We start from the raw sequence: 17527 nt of genomic DNA on the forward strand, positions 1-17527 counted from the left end.
CCTGACGCGGCTTCGCGGGTGGATAATCAGGAAAAATACACCCCCGCACAGAGTCAGATTTATGCCCGCCGGCGCACGGAACTGGCCGGCAGGTAGCTCCGCAAAAAATCCCCGAAAATACCGCTATTTTTCCCGAATTAAGCCATGCATCCACAGGATGCATGGTTTTGCATGCGCTTTCCCGTCCCGTCACTCCCTTCGCAGCCCTGTCCCGGCGCGGCCTGAGCCTGCCCATGCACCTGCATGAAAACCGACCCACGAAGCGGGCAGGCGAGGCGGGGAAAGCACTGCGCGCCAGCGGTAAAGTATTTATTTAATGATATTTAATTTCGCGGCCCTGAGCGCGTCGCTGCGCTGCGCGGGCTCTTAGGTGTATCGATGGGGAGGGTGCAGAGTTTTGACAGCGTGGCGAGCCTCTGAGGCTGTCAGTCGAGTAGTAAGCAAAAGCCACTTGGATACGCCGAAAAGCAGTCATTCCGGCGTTCATTGTATCGCTTCTAAAGCTCCTATTCCCCTGACGTATTCGGGGCTGAGCCTCGCAATGCAACTGCATTAAAACCCATACTTAAAGAGGTAGACGTGGCGTGGTAAAGCACTACGTGCATTTATTGAGTAACAAATAAATCTCATGCAATGAGAATCTCTCTAATTCTGTTAATTATATCTGCTTTCCTAATGAAATTATTTGACTCAACATATTCACTCATTAATGAAGTTAAATCTCCATCGTTTACATATTCATCCGAAACGCCAAGTCTATGAAAGAATCGGTTAAGCTTACAAACTTTCATTGTATTGATTCCCTTTAAAGTTTTATCTATATATATTCTTGCTCCGACTTTGTGAATATGCTCATACCAATCATCGAAATGTGGGTGAACAATGATAAAAGCACCACTTGAACGTGGGTACATTGCTATTTCAGGGTTGTTTAAAACCTCATGATCTTCATTGATGACTTCTTGCGCCCTTTTTATTTCGTTACAGTCAGCGCAAATTACGCAAAGATTTTTTGGGGTAAACATATAATCGACTTTTTTTGATTTAGGAATTATATGTTCAACAGTGCAATTGGCTGCGGCTTGTAAAGACAATGGATTTTTACAGAAAGCACAAAGCCCTCTTTGTTGGATTCGATAGAACTCTCTTATTTGACTTTTAATAATTGTAAAATCATCATGATACCAAGATATATGCGAGAACCCATCCTGCCTTTTGATAGACTCAATGATTGCTAGCTGTTCATCAGTATAAGAATACTCATCATTAATATCAGCCATAAATCACCTTCATGCTTTCTAGGGCAGTAATCAAATCATAGTTTGGATCTTTTTCTTCTAGATTGTATTTAAAACCAGAAAGCCTTTTTAATGTCTTTTCATCATCTTTATCGAATGATTTATTGGCTCTGATTTTAGCAAATAGATTTATTGCTGTTCTTAGGATATATTCATTTTGAAAGCCTGGAAACTCAAACAGCTCCGCTAATTGATAATCAGAAGAACGATTGTTGTAATCTTTTGCATTTATTATTTCAGATTCAGTCATAGGTAAAATATAGCAATTTGAAGACTTTAAGTTTGATATCACCAAAGGAGAATGTGTGGCGATTATAAACTTACAATTATAGAACCCTTCAAACGTATTCATTAATAAGTTAATATAACGTTGCTGCCATTCTGGATGCAAACTAATTTCAGGCTCATCAATCAATATAATTGAATTATCAGTTATATTTGCTGCAATACCCAAAAGTGAAAGCAATATACACTGTTCCCCAGAGCTTGCTCTTCGCAATGAGATAACTCCTTTGGAGTATTTTTCCATTCTTAGGTCAATTAATTTAACGATACCAAGAGAGATCATCTTAAATATATAATGAAAAAATTCTATATTTCTCATTGAGTTATTGTCATTGAAGTAATCCCTCCCTGGATTTACTGACATCCTAAAGTTATTATTTTTATCACAAATACCTTTAACATATTGAATAAAATCTATGATTTTTTCAAATTCTTGTTGGGTACAATCTAATCTTGTTCTTTTATTTCCATCAAGTATATAGTATTCATCTTCGATTAGCATGTTTTGTCGATGTAAACCCTCTGGATTAATAATCAACTTATATACATACTCAAAATTAGTCGAAAAGCCAATTTCTTCTAACACCATACTAAATCTATTTAAATCTTTAGGAGATGAAATGTATTTAGATATGAAACCTGTTGAAACAGAACTCATTAATGAGAGAACATTATTACTAGCCCCTCCTCTCACCCCTACATATGAGTAAGTCATTGGCTCATATTTTTTTGGAGATCTTATATTCAATGGAAAGCGGTCAAAAGCACTTGTAGAAACGGAAATTAAATTTTTGAAGTGAAGATCCGAAGCGGAAATACTTTTGATAATGTCCAATAATAATTGGCTTTTACCTTCTCCATTCTTTCCTATGATTACAAAGTATTCATTTTCATAAGCACTTAGGATTCTATCCATTAGTATGCTGAGTTTATTCATTTAGTTTGAACCTTCTTTTAAAATTTTATCACTGTACCATTGCATCATGCACTTGCGATTCGATATATAATTTGCATGGTTATAAGTTCCTCGAATATTATTTTTATCCACATGAGCCAACTGGCTCTCAATCCAAGCGCTATCAAATCCTTGCTCATGGAGAATTGTAGAGAGAGTATGCCGAAAACCGTGTCCAGTAACTTTACCACCATAGCCAATACGCTTGATAACCTGGTTTATACTCGCTTCACTCATCGGTTTGTTCGGATCATTCCGCCCCGGAAAAACATAATGATAGTTCCCTGTCATGATCTTCAGTTCATTAAGTAAATCTAACGCCTGAGTCGACAATGGCACAAGATGTGACCTGCGCATTTTCATCCTTTCAGCAGGAATTTCCCAGATAGCGTTATCTAGATCAAATTCTGACCACAATGCAGCACGCAATTCGATGGTTCTCACACCCGTAATCATGAGTAATTTAGTAGCAATCTGGACAAGCCGACTCCCTGTGTAACTGTCTAAGGCACGTAGAAAATCTGGTAGCTCATCAGCTTTTAGGAACGGGAAATGATTGGATTGATGTACTTCGAGGGCGCTCGAGAGATCTGCTGCAGGATTAAACTCAGCTCTCCCAGTAGCTATGGCATAACGAAACACTTCTGAACAACGCTGTCGCACTTTGCGCATCTTCTCTAAGGCCCCGCGTTTTTCAATTTTACGCAGCACATTAAGCAGTTCGAGCGGTTTTATTTCACCGATGGGTCTTGTCCCTACATACGGGAAAATGTCGTTCTGAAACGCTTCCATGATATCTGACGCATATCCTGCCGACCATTTGGCGGACTTCATCTGATGCCACTCTGTAGCTATCTTTTTAAACGCACTTTCGGATTCCGTTTGCAATGCGATCTTCTGCTCTTTTCGAACTTCACTCGGGTTCTTTCCTTCCGCGACAAGTTTCCGGGCATCATCGCGACGAGAGCGAGCATCGGCAAGGGTAATCGTCGGATACACACCAAGCGAGATCATTTTGGGCTTACCGGCATAGCGATAGCGGAACCGCCAGCTTTTGCTTCCATTAGGCTCTATAAGCAATGACAAGCCTTGCCCATCTCCAAGTGTATAGGCTTTAGCTTCAGGCTTAGCGCGGCGAATCTGCATATCATTTAAAGGCATGTGTATAGGAATCCAAGACCGAACAGGAACATATACACAATCCTATACACATTCAGTATCGGATTCTACTGGATGGTTACGGACAATGACGGACTAAAAATCAGTAAAATCTTTATAAATCATGGTGTTTATGGATGAATACGGACGTTTGGGGAAGTTGAGATGGTGCCGATAATAGGAGTCGAACCTACGACCTTCGCATTACGAATGCGCTGCTCTACCAACTGAGCTATATCGGCCCTGAAGAGGACGCGTCCACGAACGTGAATCACGGGGTAAAAGGTTAAAACTAAGTGGAGGGGGCGTCAATGCCCTCTTGTATCGAATGGCTATTTTTCCAGCATCTGCACGGTATTACACATCAAATTGTCCACTTCTACGACGATCATTGACCTGAATTGCTCAGGGGATGGGCGCGAGCTGCTCTTTAGCGACACGTTTCAAAACGCCATTACTGCAGCCTACCAGAGCTGTAAAAATGCTAACTGTATGCAACTAAAGGCAACTGGCTAACCTTAGTAGTTGTCAGCTTTCCCCTGAATGATAAAATCAGTGGTGGTTAATAATAGGGTGATGCAGTGAAAAAAATACTTTCTAATCCCGCGTTGAAATATGTAATGGTGGGGTTATTGAACACAGCAATAACTGCGGCGGTGATATTTTTATTAATGTCTGCCGGGGTTGGGATATATCTATCAAATGCCATGGGGTATGTGGTAGGTATTCTGTTTAGTTTTGTCGTTAATTCGTTATTTACGTTTTCAAAAGCGCTGAGCGGCAAACGGTTTATAAAGTTTTTGGCATCTTGTGCAATATGCTGGGTAGCAAATATTATAACAGTTAAAATATTTTTATTAATATTCCCTGATTTGACTTATATATCTCAGTTATGTGGCATGATTGTTTATACAATTGCTGGTTTTTTAATTAATAAACTCTGGGTGATGAAATAATGAAACAACCAAAGTTGGCTATTGTTGTGCCATGTTACAACGAGGAAGAAGTATTCAGTCACTGCTTATCTGAATTACAAGCGGTTCTGGCGGAATTAGTCACGGCAACACTGATTTCCGCTGATAGCTATATTTTATTCGTTGATGATGGCAGCCGTGACTCAACGTGGCAGTTGATTGCTCAGGCATCGATGGATTACTCAACGGTTAAAGGAGTTAAGCTTTCAAGAAATCGTGGTCATCAGGTAGCCCTGGTTGCGGGTCTTGAGGCCGCCGAATCGGATATTACCGTGAGCATTGATGCAGATCTTCAGGATGATACATCTGTTATTGCGTTAATGGTTAAAGAGTACCTCAATGGTAATGAGATTGTATATGGTGTACGTAATGATCGGGCATCTGACTCGCCATTTAAAAGAAAAACCGCGGGTCTCTTTTATAGTTGTATGAAGTGGATGGGCGTTCAGCAGGTTCCACAGCATGCCGATTTTCGATTGTTGAGCGATCGCGCAAAAAAGGCGCTGCTGAGCTTTAAAGAGCAAAATTTATATTTACGTGGATTAGTACCACTGATTGGTTACCGTTCCACCCAGGTCGCCTATTCGAGAACAGTACGTCTGGCCGGTGAGTCGAAGTATCCATTAAAAAAAATGCTTGCCCTGGCAATTGAAGGCATCACTTCTCTGACCATTACCCCATTAAGGATTATCGCAATCTCAGGGTTTGCGATCAGTATTCTTTCGGTGTTTGCAGCAATTTATGCGCTGTTTGAGAAATTCTCAGGAAATACCGTTGAAGGGTGGGCTTCAGTCATGATCGCTATTTTCTTCCTCGGCGGGGTACAGATGCTATCGTTAGGCATCATTGGTGAGTATGTAGGTAAGATATATATGGAGGCTAAAGCTCGGCCTAAATATTTTATCGAAAAAACAACGCAGCAGAAGGTTGATGATGAATAACGAAAAAATAAGCAGAGGAATATTGTATGTGGCATTCATCGCCATACTATCAGTACTTTGTTATTCCTTTGTGGCAAGTGAAAATCAGGCTTATACATGGGATTCCAGATTTTACTGGGTGGTATGGAATGAGTATACTGACTTACTGCAAGGCTCATTTAGCCAATGGCTTGCTAGTATAAAATCTTCAGTCTATTCAGCTGATTATAATCCTTTGCCAGTCATTGCACTGATCCCGTTTAACTATCTGCCGATAGGAAACCGGGAAGCTTATATATTGGGTGTGTATATTCTTTATCTGTTGCCATTTGCTTATATTGCAATGCGCTTGTTTGCGACTGCTGCAGGTGTTGACAAAAAATACCAGCCGTATATCTTTGTTTTTCTGGCAAGTTTTATTCCTTTTATCACGCCAACATTGCGTGGCTATCCTGATATTATAGGAATGATTCCATTATCGCTGTGCTGCTTGATTCTGTTTAAAGTTAATATATTAAATTATCGAGGGTTCCGCTTTGTATTACTTGCAATCGCAATGGGAGTATTACTATGGTTGCCATTTGCATTCCGGCGGTGGTATGCCTATAGCGTAGTTTCATTGTTTGTAACGTTACCTTTCTTAAATACTTTTTTGTTTGGTGAAACGGCTAAGTTTAATAAGGAAAGAATATTAAAATACTTTATTTTCTTTACTATTTCTGGGCTGGTAGTTATTTTCTTAGTCTGTGTTTTTCAGTTTGAACTGGCGGAGAGAATACTGACGACCAACTATTCTGATATTTATTCCGCATACAAAGCAACAGAGCAAGCAACGTTCTTTATAACCCTGAATTATGCTGGTTTATATTTGGTGCCATTAATTTTAGTGGGTGGGTTATATATTGTTTTTGGAACCAGTTTTCGGCTTAAAATTCTTTGTGCTTTTGCCTTAGCTAATTTTATCATCACCTATATTATATTTACCCGAACACAGACGCCAGGGATGCAGCATGGAATGCCATTCTGTTTTTGGTTGGCAATACTCGTGCTTTCGGCTTTGAAACTATTCTTTGATAGGTTAAGTAAGGGGCTGGCGATAGCGCTTACGATCGCATTCTCATTATTTACGGTTGCAGTCTTTATTAGCACGTATTCAAAACCATTCGGTAAACCGGAATTAGTTAGCCGCTATCTGCCAGGCAAAGAGTATCCTCTCAGATTAGAAAACTTTGACCATTATCATGAGCTGATTGCCTTTATGAGTGCGCGTGTTGAACCAGATGATAAGGTGGCTGTTTTTGCATCCAGCGGTTCACTTAATAATGATCTGTTTTCAGCCATATCACCGGCATCATTTGTCAGCCATATCGCCAATGTCTCGCAGGTAGATTTGCGTGATAAACTGGCGACTGAAGCCTTTAGTTCTCGTTATGCTATTGTGACCGACCCTGCTCAAACGCACCTTGGGATTCATGGACAACAGGTTATATATCTGCCAAATAATCTTATCCTGGAAGGTAAGGGCATTGGTGCCGCTTATAAAAGAGTGAGTCAGCCATTTATACTCAGCGGCGGTGTTCAGGCATACGTCTATGAAAAAATCAGGCCGTATACAATCAATGAATACCGAAGCATGATTGATGAATTTTCCCGTTCCTACCCCTCATGGAAAGCGGAGTATGAAAACAATCTTACGGAGAGTTATCTCAGCGCGGCGATAGAGAAGGGCGACACCTGGGGTCAGTTTAGTATGTATCGTGAAGGCCGAATCTACGCCCACCCTGGTGCGACAACGCCGACTGTTGTCAGGATGTTCGTCGGGGAATATGACACCTTACGTATTACGTCAGTCAATAAAAACTGCGGGAAAACTGACGGGGTGAAAGTGATTATCAAAGATGCGACGCATCGTGTAGAAAAGCATATTGCCACAGCGGAGAGCGTGGTTTTCGATATGCGTGATTTCCACAACAAAGATATTACCTTGATTATTGATAATAATGGCTCTTCTGCCTGTGATAGCCTGGATATTAACCAGTAAATAAAAATGGGGGCAATCGCCCCCATTTCACTGCCGTTGCCGATTTGACTTAAGCACGAATCGTATCGTCGCCGAAACCAATCCACTTGTAGGTCGTTAACGCTTCCAGGCCCATCGGGCCGCGCGCGTGCAGCTTCTGGGTGCTGACCGCCACTTCTGCGCCGAGGCCAAACTGGCCGCCGTCGGTAAAGCGGGTAGAGGCGTTAATGTATACCGCAGAGGAATCCACTTCGTTGATAAAGCGGTTGGCATTGCTCAGCGTGCGGGTCAGGATGGCGTCAGAGTGCTGGGTACCGTGCTCGCGGATATGGGCGATGGCCTCGTCGAGGCCGGCGACCACTTTGACATTCAGATCCAGCGACAGATACTCATCGTTGTACTGCTCCGCCTTCACCGGCTCGACGTTTGCCGGGCCGTTTTGCAATACCGACAGGGTGGTGGCGTCAGCATGCAGCGTCACGCCGCTTTCCGCCATCTGTTTACTTAGCGCTGGCAGGAAACGGTCGGCGATATGCTGATTGACCAACAAGGTTTCTACCGAGTTACAGGCGCTTGGGCGCTGAACCTTGGCATTGACGATAATCTTCAGCGCTTCAGCTATGTCGGCCGAATCATCAATATAAATATGACACACGCCAATCCCGCCGGTGATCACCGGAATCGTGGACTGCTCGCGGCACAACTTGTGCAGACCGGCACCGCCGCGTGGGATCAGCATATCGATGTACTTATCCATCTTCAGCATCTCGCCAACCAGCGCGCGATCTGGGTTCTCAATCGCCTGGACCGTCGCGGCCGGCAGCCCGCACTCCTCCAGCGCCCGCTGAATCACTTTCACCGTAGCGGCATTGGTGCGCCAGGTCTCTTTCCCGCCGCGCAGAATCGCGGCATTGCCGGTTTTCAGGCACAGGGAAGCCACATCGACGGTGACGTTAGGACGGGCTTCATAAATCACCCCCACCACGCCCAGCGGCACGCGGCGGCGTTCGATGCGCAGACCGCTGTCAAGCAGACCGCCGTCGATCACCTGGCCGACCGGATCGGCCAGGTTGCACACCTGGCGAACATCGTTCGCAATGCCGCTTAAACGCGCCGGGTTAAGCGCCAGGCGGTCGAGCAGCGCGTCGCTTAAGCCATTGGCGCGCGCTTCCGTCAGGTCTTCGGCGTTCGCACGCAGAATCTCTTCACTCTGCGCTTCGAGATAATCGGCGATCTTTTCCAGCACCTGATTTTTTTCACGGCTGGAGAGTTGCGCGAGTTTGTACGAGGCCGCCTTGGCAGCAATGCCCATTTGTTCCAGCATTTTCAGCTCCTTAACGGATAATCATATCGTCACGATGCACGGCAACCGGGCCGTATTCGTAGCCCAGAATGGCATCAATCTGCTGCGAATGCTGGCCGGCAATCAGGCGCAGCGCGTCGCTGTTATAGCGGCTGACGCCGTGGGCAATATCGCGACCTTCGCTATTGCGGATGCGGATAACTTCACCGCGGGAAAAGTTACCCGTGACGGTTTTGATGCCTTTTGGCAGCAGGGAGCTGCCGCGTTCCAGAATCGCCTGGGTGGCGCCGGCATCAACGCTAATTTCACCCGCCGGCGGGGCTCCGAAGATCCAGCGTTTGCGGTTCTCCAGCGGCGATTCCTGCGCGTGGAAGCGGGTACCGACCGACACGCTCTCCATCACATCGGCAATCACCCCGGGACGGTTGCCGGCGGCAATAATGGTGTCGATACCTGCACGGCAGGCGACATCGGCGGCCTGCAGCTTGGTTCCCATACCGCCGGTGCCGAGGCCGGAAACGCTATCGCCGGCGATGGCGCGCAGGGCGTCATCAATGCCGTAGACATCTTTGATCAGTTCCGCCTGCGGGTTATTGCGCGGGTCGGCGGTGAACAGACCCGGCTGGTCGGTCAGCAGCAGCAGCTTATCGGCGCCGGCAAGGATTGCCGCCAGAGCGGAGAGATTGTCGTTATCGCCGACTTTAATCTCGGCGGTCGCCACGGCGTCATTTTCGTTAATGACCGGCACGATGTTGTTATCGAGCAGCGCGCGCAGGGTATCGCGGGCATTGAGGAAGCGCTCGCGATCTTCCATATCCGCACGGGTCAGCAGCATCTGGCCAACGTGAATACCATAAATGGAAAACAGCTGTTCCCACAGCTGGATCAGACGGCTCTGTCCTACCGCAGCCAGAAGCTGTTTCGACGCAATGGTCGCGGGCAGTTCCGGGTAGCCGAGGTGCTCACGCCCGGCGGCAATCGCCCCGGAGGTCACAATGACAATACGGTGGCCCATCGCGTGCAGCTGTGCGCACTGACGCACTAATTCGACGATATGGGCGCGGTTCAGGCGACGGGATCCGCCCGTTAAAACACTGGTGCCCAGTTTTACCACCAGCGTCTGGCTATCACTCATGATTCTCTGCCGTTCAAAAGGAATATCGATATCGAGCTGATGTTGTAACAGGACTCAGGCCGCTTGCCAACACCTGGCGTATTGGACGAGCCACTTTATTGCGCGAGATCGGGCATTGTGGAGTAACACGATGACAAATTTATGACGGAAACATCTAAACACTCTTTTTTATAAAAAGTTCCACATTGTCATAAATTTTTAATATCGGAGCGTTAAAAAACCTCCTGTTTTTCACGGGGCCTTCGCCCGGAATTGATTAGCGCGTATAAATAAATCACCAGGACTGAATAATGAAAAAGAGCTCACTGGCATTAATGATGATGGGTCTTGTCGCTTCTTCAGCTACACAGGCAGCAGAAGTTTATAATAAAGACGGCAACAAACTGGACGTCTACGGCAAAGTCAAAGCGATGCACTACATCAGCGACTATGACAGTAAAGATGGCGACCAGACCTATGTCCGTTTCGGTATCAAAGGCGAGACGCAGATTAATGACCAGCTGACCGGCTACGGTCGTTGGGAATCTGAATTCTCCGGCAACAAAACGGAAAGCGACTCCACCCAGAAAACCCGTCTGGCGTTTGCCGGCCTGAAATTGAAAAACTACGGTTCTTTCGATTACGGTCGTAACCTCGGCGCCCTGTATGACGTTGAAGCCTGGACCGATATGTTCCCGGAATTCGGCGGTGACTCTTCCGCTCAGACCGACAACTTCATGACCAAGCGTGCCAGCGGTCTGGCAACCTACCGCAATACCGATTTCTTCGGCGTGGTGGATGGCCTGGATATGACTCTGCAATATCAGGGTAAAAACGAAGGCCGCGAAGCGAAAAAACAGAACGGCGACGGCTTCGGGACCTCGTTAAGCTATGACTTCGGCGGCAGCGATTTTGCCATCAGCGCGGCCTATACCAGCTCTGACCGTACCAATGACCAGAACCTGCTGGCGCGCGGCGCGGGTAAAAAAGCGGAAGCCTGGGCGACCGGTCTGAAATATGACGCCAACAATATTTACCTGGCCACTATGTATTCTGAAACCCGCAAAATGACGCCAATCAGCGGTGGTTTTGCCAATAAAACGCAGAACTTTGAAGCCGTTGCTCAGTACCAGTTCGACTTCGGTCTGCGTCCGTCTCTGGGCTATGTGCTGTCAAAAGGCAAAGATATTGAAGGCGTTGGTAACGAGGACCTGGTGAACTATATTGACGTGGGTCTGACTTATTACTTCAACAAAAACATGAACGCCTTCGTTGATTATAAAATCAACCAGCTGAACAGCGATAATAAACTCGCTATCAACAATGACGACATCGTCGCACTGGGTATGACTTACCAGTTCTAATCCGCGACCGCCGAAGGAGACTCCCGAGGCGGTTAGCTGGCGGAACAAAAAACCGCAGCGTTATTGCTGTAATGCTGGTCACTTAAAGGTGACCAGCATTTTTTTTGCTTTATCGCAGGCCAGGGCGAGCCGGTAAACGGTGGTTTGTGCGAACGTTTGTTGTTGCCAGAACGGTGGCATGTTCCGTTCACGGTGAATCCGCCCCTTTTCTCATACCCGCTGTGGGGAACGGCATTGCGCTGAAAATGGGCGCTGCGCGGTATGCTCCACTCCGGCTTCATCTGGCGGCCAGTTCTCGATGCGCACCTGCGTTCTCGCCCGTTTTCCTGAGGCGCCTTAACTCCCGCGCTGTCCTCCCGTGGCCGTCACGTTGCGATATCCTTGCAGAAGGTTTTTCAGCGGCGGAATGGTCAGCATGGAATAACAGGACATGCCGCAGGGGGCCGTTCACCTGCAGCGCAAGAAAAAGCAGCGTGCGGAAACTCACGTGAACGGAATATTCCACAGAACACACGAGCCAGAAACTCCTGCAGATATGTTGAAAACCTGACAGCGCCGCATAAGAATCGGTCATCTCGGTGAGATGACCGATTCTTACACCTCTGCCAAATCGGTCTGCCGACCCTTAAACGATCGGCATTACAGCGTTATTGCTGCGGTTTTTTATTGAAATGGGTTAATGATTTTTAGCCAGGTGCTGATGGTCGCTATTCATGGTGATCTGCGCGTTATACTCTTTCGGCAGGCGACGCGCCTGGTAGAAGACCGAGTTCCAGTAAGGGTTGTCCAGCGAGGAGCGCATAACGCCCTGGCTGCTGGAGGCGTGCAGGAAGTTGTGCTCGGTGTCATAGAAACCGACGTGCATCCCGCCACGAATGCGGAAGAACACCAGATCCCCCGGACGGAGCTGCTGCTTGCTGACGCGGACGCCCATATGCAGGAGATCGCCCGTTGTTACGCGATCCATGGGCAAATTGAAGCGGTCCTTGAGCGTTCGCCAGACGAAGCCGGAACAGTCGACGCCGCTTTGCTCGGTACCGCCCCATTCATAGGGGGTGCCGTGCCAGGTGTGCATTTGATCGTGAAGGGCGGCAACCACCGGAATCAGATCGTCAGATCCGCTATCGATCGGGGCATATTGGTGTTTGGCGGCGGTTTTTGGCGGATGTTTAGATGAAGATGAGCATCCTGCCAGAATCAAAAAAGGCACTAATAATAAAGCGTGAGCAAGTTTAGGCGTCATATCGTTATTTTTCGTGAGGGGAATGGGCCGTGGGTATTTATAGCGTATCCGCTATATTGTCAGAATGGTTCGCTGAAAAATTTACGAAACCTTACGTAGGGTAAACTTGTTACTTCACGTTTTTCATTGCTCCAGTTAAATATAAGAGAAAAAGCTGTGGTGTCGCTTGTTAATAAATTATTTCACCATGAAACACTATTTCGCGATCGCCTATAAGACGCATCTGATGTTAATGACTCTTTTCTCTTTGCCGAAGGTGAAAGATCCTCATCATCCGGCCATTGCACGCTGGGGGTGGCGTCCAGTACTTTGTCCGCTCCAGGTCCCTGTGAGGCAAGCTTATGCATCTCGATTTTCGCCAGCTGCGCAATTTTGTCGCGTTGGTTGAATACGGTAGTTTTCACCGCGCCGCCGAGGCGGTATGCCTGTCGCAATCGGCCTTCAGCCGCAGTATTCAGTCGCTGGAGCAGAGCGTCGGCCATCCTTTATTCGACCGGCAGAATAAGCTGCCGACGCTGACGCGACACGGGCAAAAGCTGCTGCCCTACGCCCGCCGTTTCCAGGAGTTAAACATTGAATTGAGCAGCCTGCTGGGGGAAACGGACGATAGTGAAAATGGCGAAGTGGCGTTCGGTTGTGGCCCGGCGCCCGCGGCGCGCCTGATCCCGGCGGCCATCGGAGAGTTTCATCGCCGTCTCCCGCAGGCGAGGGTGCGCTTTCAGGTCGATAACTGGTTTGCCCTGCATCACGCGCTGACGACCCAGCAGTTTCCCTTTGTGGTGGCCGACAGCTGGCATGCGGAGCTGGATCCGCAGCTGCGGGTACAGCCGCTCAGCCCGCAGCGCTGTTTTTTCATCTGTCATGCCGACCATCCCCTGGCTCAGATCGGCCCGGTAGCCATTGAGGAGATGCTGCGCTATCCCTTCGCCGCGCCGTACCTGCCTCCTGGGGTGCGAAAAGTGCTGGCGACTCTCAGCCAGCGGCAGGATTTCACCCCGGCGATTCAATGCGATCACGTCTACGCCTTGCTGTCGACGCTAGCGCACACTCAGGCGATAAGCTTTGCCAGCGAAGACGGCTTCGCCCTGTGTCAGCACAGCCATCGCCTGGTGAAGCTGGAGCTCAGCAACCTTCCGGAAGAGTGGCGGCTGATGCAGACCCGCTTCGCGGTGATCTCCCCGGTTCATGCCGCGCTTTCGCCGCTGGTCGCCAGGTTTATCGATATTATCCTGCATACCGACCGCCAGCATCAGATCCAGCTGCTGGCGCAGGAAGAGGAGGCTTAGCCGGCGTTCGCCGCCTGGCCCTGGCTATCATACTGCGGCCAGTGGTTTTCCAGCTGCAGGGTCTTTAGCGCCTGTTCGACAAACTGCCCGTCTGCCCACTGCGTTACCGCAAAGGCGTTGCGAATGAGGCGACCCGTTTTGGCCTGCTCGACGCTGCTGCTGAAGCTGTCGGCCAGGAAGGGGTCGATGCGCGGCGAAGTGCTGAAGTTGAGATCCTGCGGCTGCAGATCCTCAAGGAACAGCGCCTGTGGAATTTGGCTCTGCTGCGCCATCTCTGCCGACCAGGTCTCGCGATTCGCCGGGTTGCTGATTTCCGCCGCGTTTTTCACCAGCACGTCAATAATTTGCTGGGTGGCCTGCGGCCAGGCCTGAATAAAGTCCTGAGTTCCGAGAAAAGCCGCCTGGGTCGTATTTTGCCGGCCTGAATCACCGCTTTTTACCACCACCTCAATCTTATCGCCGCGCAGCGCCAGCAGCGAGACGCCGCCCCACACCGCATCCACGCGACCGGCGGCCAACGCGGCTTTCCCGGCGCTCCAGTCGAGATTAATGACCTGCATATTGCGTTCGCTAAGCCCGACGGTTTGCAAGGCGCGATCGAAGGCCAGCTGGTCTGCGGTACCGCGATAGACCGCCACGCGTTTCCCTTTCAGGTCTGCCAGCTGTTTAATTCCCGATGCTCTGGTGGCCGCGAGGTAGGATTCCGACCCGCGGCTGCCCAGCAGCAGGCGGGTTGGCAGACCGTTGGCTTTGCCGATAATCGCCGCCAGATCGCCGAGATAGACAAAATCGAGTTGCCGGTTGGCCAGCGCTTCATTCACCGCCGGGCCGGCGCCCTTAAAGAATTGCCACTGCACCTCCACACCCTGCGGTTTAAACACCGTCTCCAGCTGATGACGGATAAAGGCCATCCCGACCGGCCCTTCAATAAACGGTTTGCTGCCGGCGCTTTGATCCGGCACGCCAATGCGAATGGTGCGCAGGCTCTCGGCCTGCGCGCTGGCAATCAGCGTAACTACGGCAACCAGCGCCAGCGCGGTACGGGTAAAAATAGCTTTCATCATTGGTGGTGACTCCCTGAGTTTTTTCTCACCCTAAAGAGGCTCACCGCGTCCTGTTAAATGCTTTTATTCGCAGAGCAAAGGCAAAAATAAGCTAAATCAGAGCCCGCCTGTCTGCCAGGCTGAGATGCATTTGTTGCATCGGGATTATTCACCAAACGCAATGACGCCAGACGGCGAGGACGGTTTTATAGGGTGATGATTTCACTCAAAACGGACCGCTATGTCGCAGATGATCTTGAAAAGACGCAGGCTCTCCTGGCCTGCTATCAGGCTAAACGGCTGGCCCTTGCTGCTGCCGGCGCTGATCGTGCTGCTGTGGCACATCGCCGCCGTAGAGCGCTGGATGCCGGAGCAGATCCTGCCCGCCCCGGCGGTCGTCGCCGATACCGCGCTGTCGCTCCTCAGCGGTGATTTGCTGGCGCAATGGGGGTTTAGCCTCCAGCACCTGGCCGTCGGGCTGCTGCTGGGGGTGGCGGCGGGTACCCTCCTGGGGGCATTGTTTGGTCTCGTACCGGCCGCGGCTCAGCGGGTAGAACCGCTATTTTATGCCCTGGCGCAGATCCCCACCCTCGGCTGGATCCCGCTGTTTATGGTGCTGTTTGGCATCGATAACGGCCTGAAGCTGGCGGTTATCGTCAAAACCACTCTCGTCCCGATGACTATCCACACGCAACTGGCGGTGACCAGCGTCTCGCCAGCGCTGGGGGAAGCGGCGCAGGTGATGAATTTTTCCCGCTGGCAGAGGCTGCGTTGGCTGGTGATTCCCGCGAGCCTGCCGGGCTGGTTTACCGGCCTGCGGCTGGCGCTATCCCAGGCCTGGGTGTCGTTGATTGTTGTCGAGCTGCTGGCCTCGTCGGAAGGGATCGGCTACCTGATGGTCTGGGGCCGCCAGCTGTTTCAGCTGGATATTGTCTTCGTCACCATCGCGGTGGTGGGGCTGAGCGGGTTGTTGATGGAGTGGGCGGCCAATCGGGTCTATGCCCGGCTGGTCTTCTGGCCGCAGGCCGCTACCGGACGGCTGGCCTGGAAGCCGCAGGCCAGCTGGCATGCATTCCAGCTGCCGCTGATCCTGCTGGTGCTGTGGCAGCTGGCCAGCCATCGCGGCTGGATCGACAGCACATTATTCTCTTCGCCGCTGGCGGTGGCGCAGCGCTTTATGGCCGGAGCGGTCAGCGGGGAACTGCCTGTTGCGATGCTGGCCAGTCTGGGACGGGCCTTTGCCGGCGGCGCGCTGGGGATCGCGATTGGGCTGCTGTGCGGATTGCTGCTGGCCCTGCGTCCGCGCGCCGGGCAGATATTGACCCCGACGCTGAATGTCCTGCGCCATATCGCGCTCTTTGCCTGACTGCCGCTGCTGACCGCGTGGGTCGGCAACGATAACGGCGGAAAAATCGTGTTTATCGCCCTGGCATCTTTCTTCCCGATGTTTTTCAGCACCTTGCAGGCCGTCAGCCAGCGCGATCCGCAGCTTGATGAAGTGGCAAAGGTGCTGCGCTTTGCCCCGCTGACCCGTCTGCGGGCGCTGATTTTACCGGGGGCGGCGCCGGGCATATTTGCCGGTCTGCGCCTGGCGTTGATTTATGCATGGCTGGGCAACATCGGCGCGGAATATTTCATGTCCTCCGGGACCGGTATCGGCAGTCTGATGATCAACGCCCAGCAGCTGCTGGATATGCCGACCATTCTCTGCGGCATGGTGCTGATTGGTATCACCGGCGCGGCGCTGGATAAAGCCGGACGTTTACTGGAATCTCGCGCCACCCGCTGGCGCCAACAGGAGCAACTATGACCGCCTCGACCCTGGTCTCTTTTCGCCACGTGCGTAAATCCTGGCAACAGGTGACGGCACTCCAGAACTTCAGCCTCGATATCGCCGCCGGCGAACTGGTGGTGCTGGTTGGCAGCAGCGGCTGCGGCAAATCTACGCTGCTACGGATGTTGATTGGCCTTGAGCCGGTGACGCAGGGGGAGATCCGCATCAACGGCGAGCCGGTACGCGGCGTGGGCAAAGAGCGCGGTATCGTCTTTCAGGAGCCGCGGCTGTTTCCGTGGCTGACGGTGATCGACAACGTGATGCTGGGCCTCGCGGATGAAAAGCTGAGTCGTGGGGTGAAGCGCCAGCGCGCGCTGGCGATGCTGGAGCGCGTACAGCTGCAGGAATTCGCCCATGCGCTGCCATCCCGGCTTTCCGGCGGGATGGCCCAGCGGGTGGCGATTGCCCGCGGGCTGATCGCCAGTCCGCAAATTCTGATGCTTGATGAGCCCTTCGGCGCGCTGGATGCCCTGACGCGCCATACCCTGCAGCAGGAGCTGCTGCATATTCATCGCAGCGCGGGGACCACCACGCTACTGGTGACCCACGATGTGGAAGAGGCGGTGGCGCTGGCCGACCGGGTCGTGGTGCTCTCTCCCCGTCCGGGTCGGATTCGTGAGGTGGTGACGCTGGCGCTACCGCATCCGCGACAGCGCGATGATGAGTTGTTCTCCGCCGCCTGCCGCCAGATTCGTAACTTGATTACTTGTGCCTGATTTGACTATTTAAG

The 17527-nt window shown here is 50.4% G+C and carries 14 protein-coding genes, 1 tRNA gene and 1 pseudogene; 8 read left to right on the plus strand and 8 right to left on the minus strand.

The features are described from left to right. Positions 1 to 96 (plus strand): phage polarity suppression protein (locus ROR01S_RS26630; protein ID WP_303745252.1); only part of this gene is annotated, 96 nt, incomplete at its 5' end. Positions 97 to 626: 530 nt separating this feature from the next. On the opposite strand, the gene ROR01S_RS23950 is transcribed toward ROR01S_RS26630, so the two are convergent. From ROR01S_RS23950 to ROR01S_RS23965, 4 genes are all read right to left on the minus strand, one after another. Continuing rightward, the gene (locus tag ROR01S_RS23950; protein WP_064359942.1) at positions 627 to 1280 is read right to left on the minus strand and encodes an HNH endonuclease; all 654 of its coding nucleotides are present in this window, start codon (positions 1278 to 1280) and stop codon (positions 627 to 629) included. Beyond that, on the minus strand, positions 1273 to 2520 hold the full coding sequence (locus ROR01S_RS23955; protein ID WP_048981221.1) for an AAA family ATPase: 1248 nt from the start codon (positions 2518 to 2520) through the stop codon (positions 1273 to 1275). Before ROR01S_RS23955 ends, ROR01S_RS23950 begins: the two co-directional genes overlap by 8 nt. After that, positions 2521 to 3699 (minus strand): tyrosine-type recombinase/integrase, encoded by a 1179-nt coding sequence (locus ROR01S_RS23960; protein ID WP_048981223.1) that lies wholly within the window; start codon positions 3697 to 3699, stop codon positions 2521 to 2523. 163 nt (positions 3700 to 3862) lie between these two features. Continuing rightward, positions 3863 to 3938: transfer RNA gene (locus tag ROR01S_RS23965), tRNA-Thr, on the minus strand. A 339-nt stretch (positions 3939 to 4277) separates the two neighbouring features. Here ROR01S_RS23965 and ROR01S_RS23970 point away from each other — a divergent pair. The 3 genes from ROR01S_RS23970 to ROR01S_RS23980 are packed head-to-tail and all read left to right on the plus strand — an operon-like array spanning position 4278 to position 7631. Continuing rightward, on the plus strand, positions 4278 to 4652 hold the full coding sequence (locus ROR01S_RS23970; RefSeq protein WP_228155035.1) for a GtrA family protein: 375 nt from the start codon (positions 4278 to 4280) through the stop codon (positions 4650 to 4652). Further along, positions 4652 to 5611 carry a glycosyltransferase family 2 protein gene (locus tag ROR01S_RS23975; protein WP_015585076.1) on the plus strand — a complete coding sequence of 320 codons (960 nt, stop codon included), beginning with the start codon at positions 4652 to 4654 and terminating at the stop codon, positions 5609 to 5611. The genes ROR01S_RS23970 and ROR01S_RS23975 overlap by 1 nt, the downstream gene beginning before the upstream one ends. After that, on the plus strand, positions 5601 to 7631 hold the full coding sequence (locus ROR01S_RS23980; protein ID WP_255265547.1) for a hypothetical protein: 2031 nt from the start codon (positions 5601 to 5603) through the stop codon (positions 7629 to 7631). The genes ROR01S_RS23975 and ROR01S_RS23980 overlap by 11 nt, the downstream gene beginning before the upstream one ends. Before the next feature lie 49 nt (positions 7632 to 7680). Here ROR01S_RS23980 and proA read toward each other — a convergent pair whose 3' ends face one another. Both proA and proB read right to left on the minus strand, forming a co-directional pair. Beyond that, a complete protein-coding gene (gene proA, locus ROR01S_RS23985) occupies positions 7681 to 8934 on the minus strand; it encodes a glutamate-5-semialdehyde dehydrogenase (protein WP_015585074.1) in 1254 nt (417 codons plus the stop codon). A 10-nt stretch (positions 8935 to 8944) separates the two neighbouring features. Further along, on the minus strand, positions 8945 to 10048 hold the full coding sequence (gene proB / locus ROR01S_RS23990; protein ID WP_004858334.1) for a glutamate 5-kinase: 1104 nt from the start codon (positions 10046 to 10048) through the stop codon (positions 8945 to 8947). Positions 10049 to 10338: 290 nt separating this feature from the next. On the opposite strand from proB, the gene phoE reads away from it, so the two are divergent. Beyond that, positions 10339 to 11391 (plus strand): phosphoporin PhoE, encoded by a 1053-nt coding sequence (gene phoE / locus ROR01S_RS23995; RefSeq protein ID WP_004858338.1) that lies wholly within the window; start codon positions 10339 to 10341, stop codon positions 11389 to 11391. A 676-nt stretch (positions 11392 to 12067) separates the two neighbouring features. Here the strand turns inward: phoE and ROR01S_RS24000 are convergent. Continuing rightward, positions 12068 to 12634 carry a C40 family peptidase gene (locus ROR01S_RS24000; RefSeq protein WP_004858341.1) on the minus strand — a complete coding sequence of 189 codons (567 nt, stop codon included), beginning with the start codon at positions 12632 to 12634 and terminating at the stop codon, positions 12068 to 12070. 341 nt (positions 12635 to 12975) lie between these two features. On the opposite strand from ROR01S_RS24000, the gene ROR01S_RS24005 reads away from it, so the two are divergent. Beyond that, positions 12976 to 13920, plus strand: a complete 945-nt coding sequence (locus ROR01S_RS24005) for a LysR family transcriptional regulator (protein ID WP_004858343.1) — start codon at positions 12976 to 12978, stop codon at positions 13918 to 13920. Here ROR01S_RS24005 and ROR01S_RS24010 read toward each other — a convergent pair. Then, positions 13917 to 14984 carry an ABC transporter substrate-binding protein gene (locus tag ROR01S_RS24010; protein WP_048024267.1) on the minus strand — a complete coding sequence of 356 codons (1068 nt, stop codon included), beginning with the start codon at positions 14982 to 14984 and terminating at the stop codon, positions 13917 to 13919. The two genes, ROR01S_RS24005 and ROR01S_RS24010, sit on opposite strands and share 4 nt — an antisense overlap. 220 nt (positions 14985 to 15204) lie before the next feature. On the opposite strand from ROR01S_RS24010, the pseudogene ROR01S_RS24015 reads away from it, so the two are divergent. Together ROR01S_RS24015 and ROR01S_RS24020 are read left to right on the plus strand one after the other, a co-directional pair. Continuing rightward, positions 15205 to 16773 (plus strand): annotated as a pseudogene (locus ROR01S_RS24015) (ABC transporter permease). Beyond that, positions 16770 to 17513, plus strand: coding sequence for an ABC transporter ATP-binding protein (locus tag ROR01S_RS24020; protein WP_064359945.1), 744 nt, complete (start codon positions 16770 to 16772; stop codon positions 17511 to 17513). The pseudogene ROR01S_RS24015 and the gene ROR01S_RS24020 overlap by 4 nt, the downstream one beginning before the upstream one ends. Positions 17514 to 17527: the final 14 nt, after the last annotated feature.

Origin of the sequence: Klebsiella ornithinolytica NBRC 105727 = ATCC 31898 (genome assembly GCF_001598295.1) — a bacterium.
Taxonomy (GTDB): Bacteria; Pseudomonadota; Gammaproteobacteria; order Enterobacterales; family Enterobacteriaceae; genus Klebsiella; species Klebsiella ornithinolytica.

Excerpts from the sequence above, each read along its gene's own strand:
- ROR01S_RS23950 (WP_064359942.1), bottom strand. The coding sequence starts at position 1,280 with ATGGCTGATATTAATGATGAGTATTCTTATACTGATGAACAGCTAGCA.
- ROR01S_RS23955 (WP_048981221.1), bottom strand. The coding sequence starts at position 2,520 with ATGAATAAACTCAGCATACTAATGGATAGAATCCTAAGTGCTTATGAA.
- ROR01S_RS23960 (WP_048981223.1), bottom strand. The coding sequence starts at position 3,699 with ATGCCTTTAAATGATATGCAGATTCGCCGCGCTAAGCCTGAAGCTAAA.
- ROR01S_RS23975 (WP_015585076.1), top strand. The coding sequence starts at position 4,652 with ATGAAACAACCAAAGTTGGCTATTGTTGTGCCATGTTACAACGAGGAA.
- ROR01S_RS23980 (WP_255265547.1), top strand. The coding sequence starts at position 5,601 with ATGATGAATAACGAAAAAATAAGCAGAGGAATATTGTATGTGGCATTC.
- proA (WP_015585074.1), bottom strand. The coding sequence starts at position 8,934 with ATGCTGGAACAAATGGGCATTGCTGCCAAGGCGGCCTCGTACAAACTC.
- proB (WP_004858334.1), bottom strand. The coding sequence starts at position 10,048 with ATGAGTGATAGCCAGACGCTGGTGGTAAAACTGGGCACCAGTGTTTTA.
- phoE (WP_004858338.1), top strand. The coding sequence starts at position 10,339 with ATGAAAAAGAGCTCACTGGCATTAATGATGATGGGTCTTGTCGCTTCT.
- ROR01S_RS24000 (WP_004858341.1), bottom strand. The coding sequence starts at position 12,634 with ATGACGCCTAAACTTGCTCACGCTTTATTATTAGTGCCTTTTTTGATT.
- ROR01S_RS24005 (WP_004858343.1), top strand. The coding sequence starts at position 12,976 with ATGCATCTCGATTTTCGCCAGCTGCGCAATTTTGTCGCGTTGGTTGAA.
- ROR01S_RS24010 (WP_048024267.1), bottom strand. The coding sequence starts at position 14,984 with ATGATGAAAGCTATTTTTACCCGTACCGCGCTGGCGCTGGTTGCCGTA.
- ROR01S_RS24020 (WP_064359945.1), top strand. The coding sequence starts at position 16,770 with ATGACCGCCTCGACCCTGGTCTCTTTTCGCCACGTGCGTAAATCCTGG.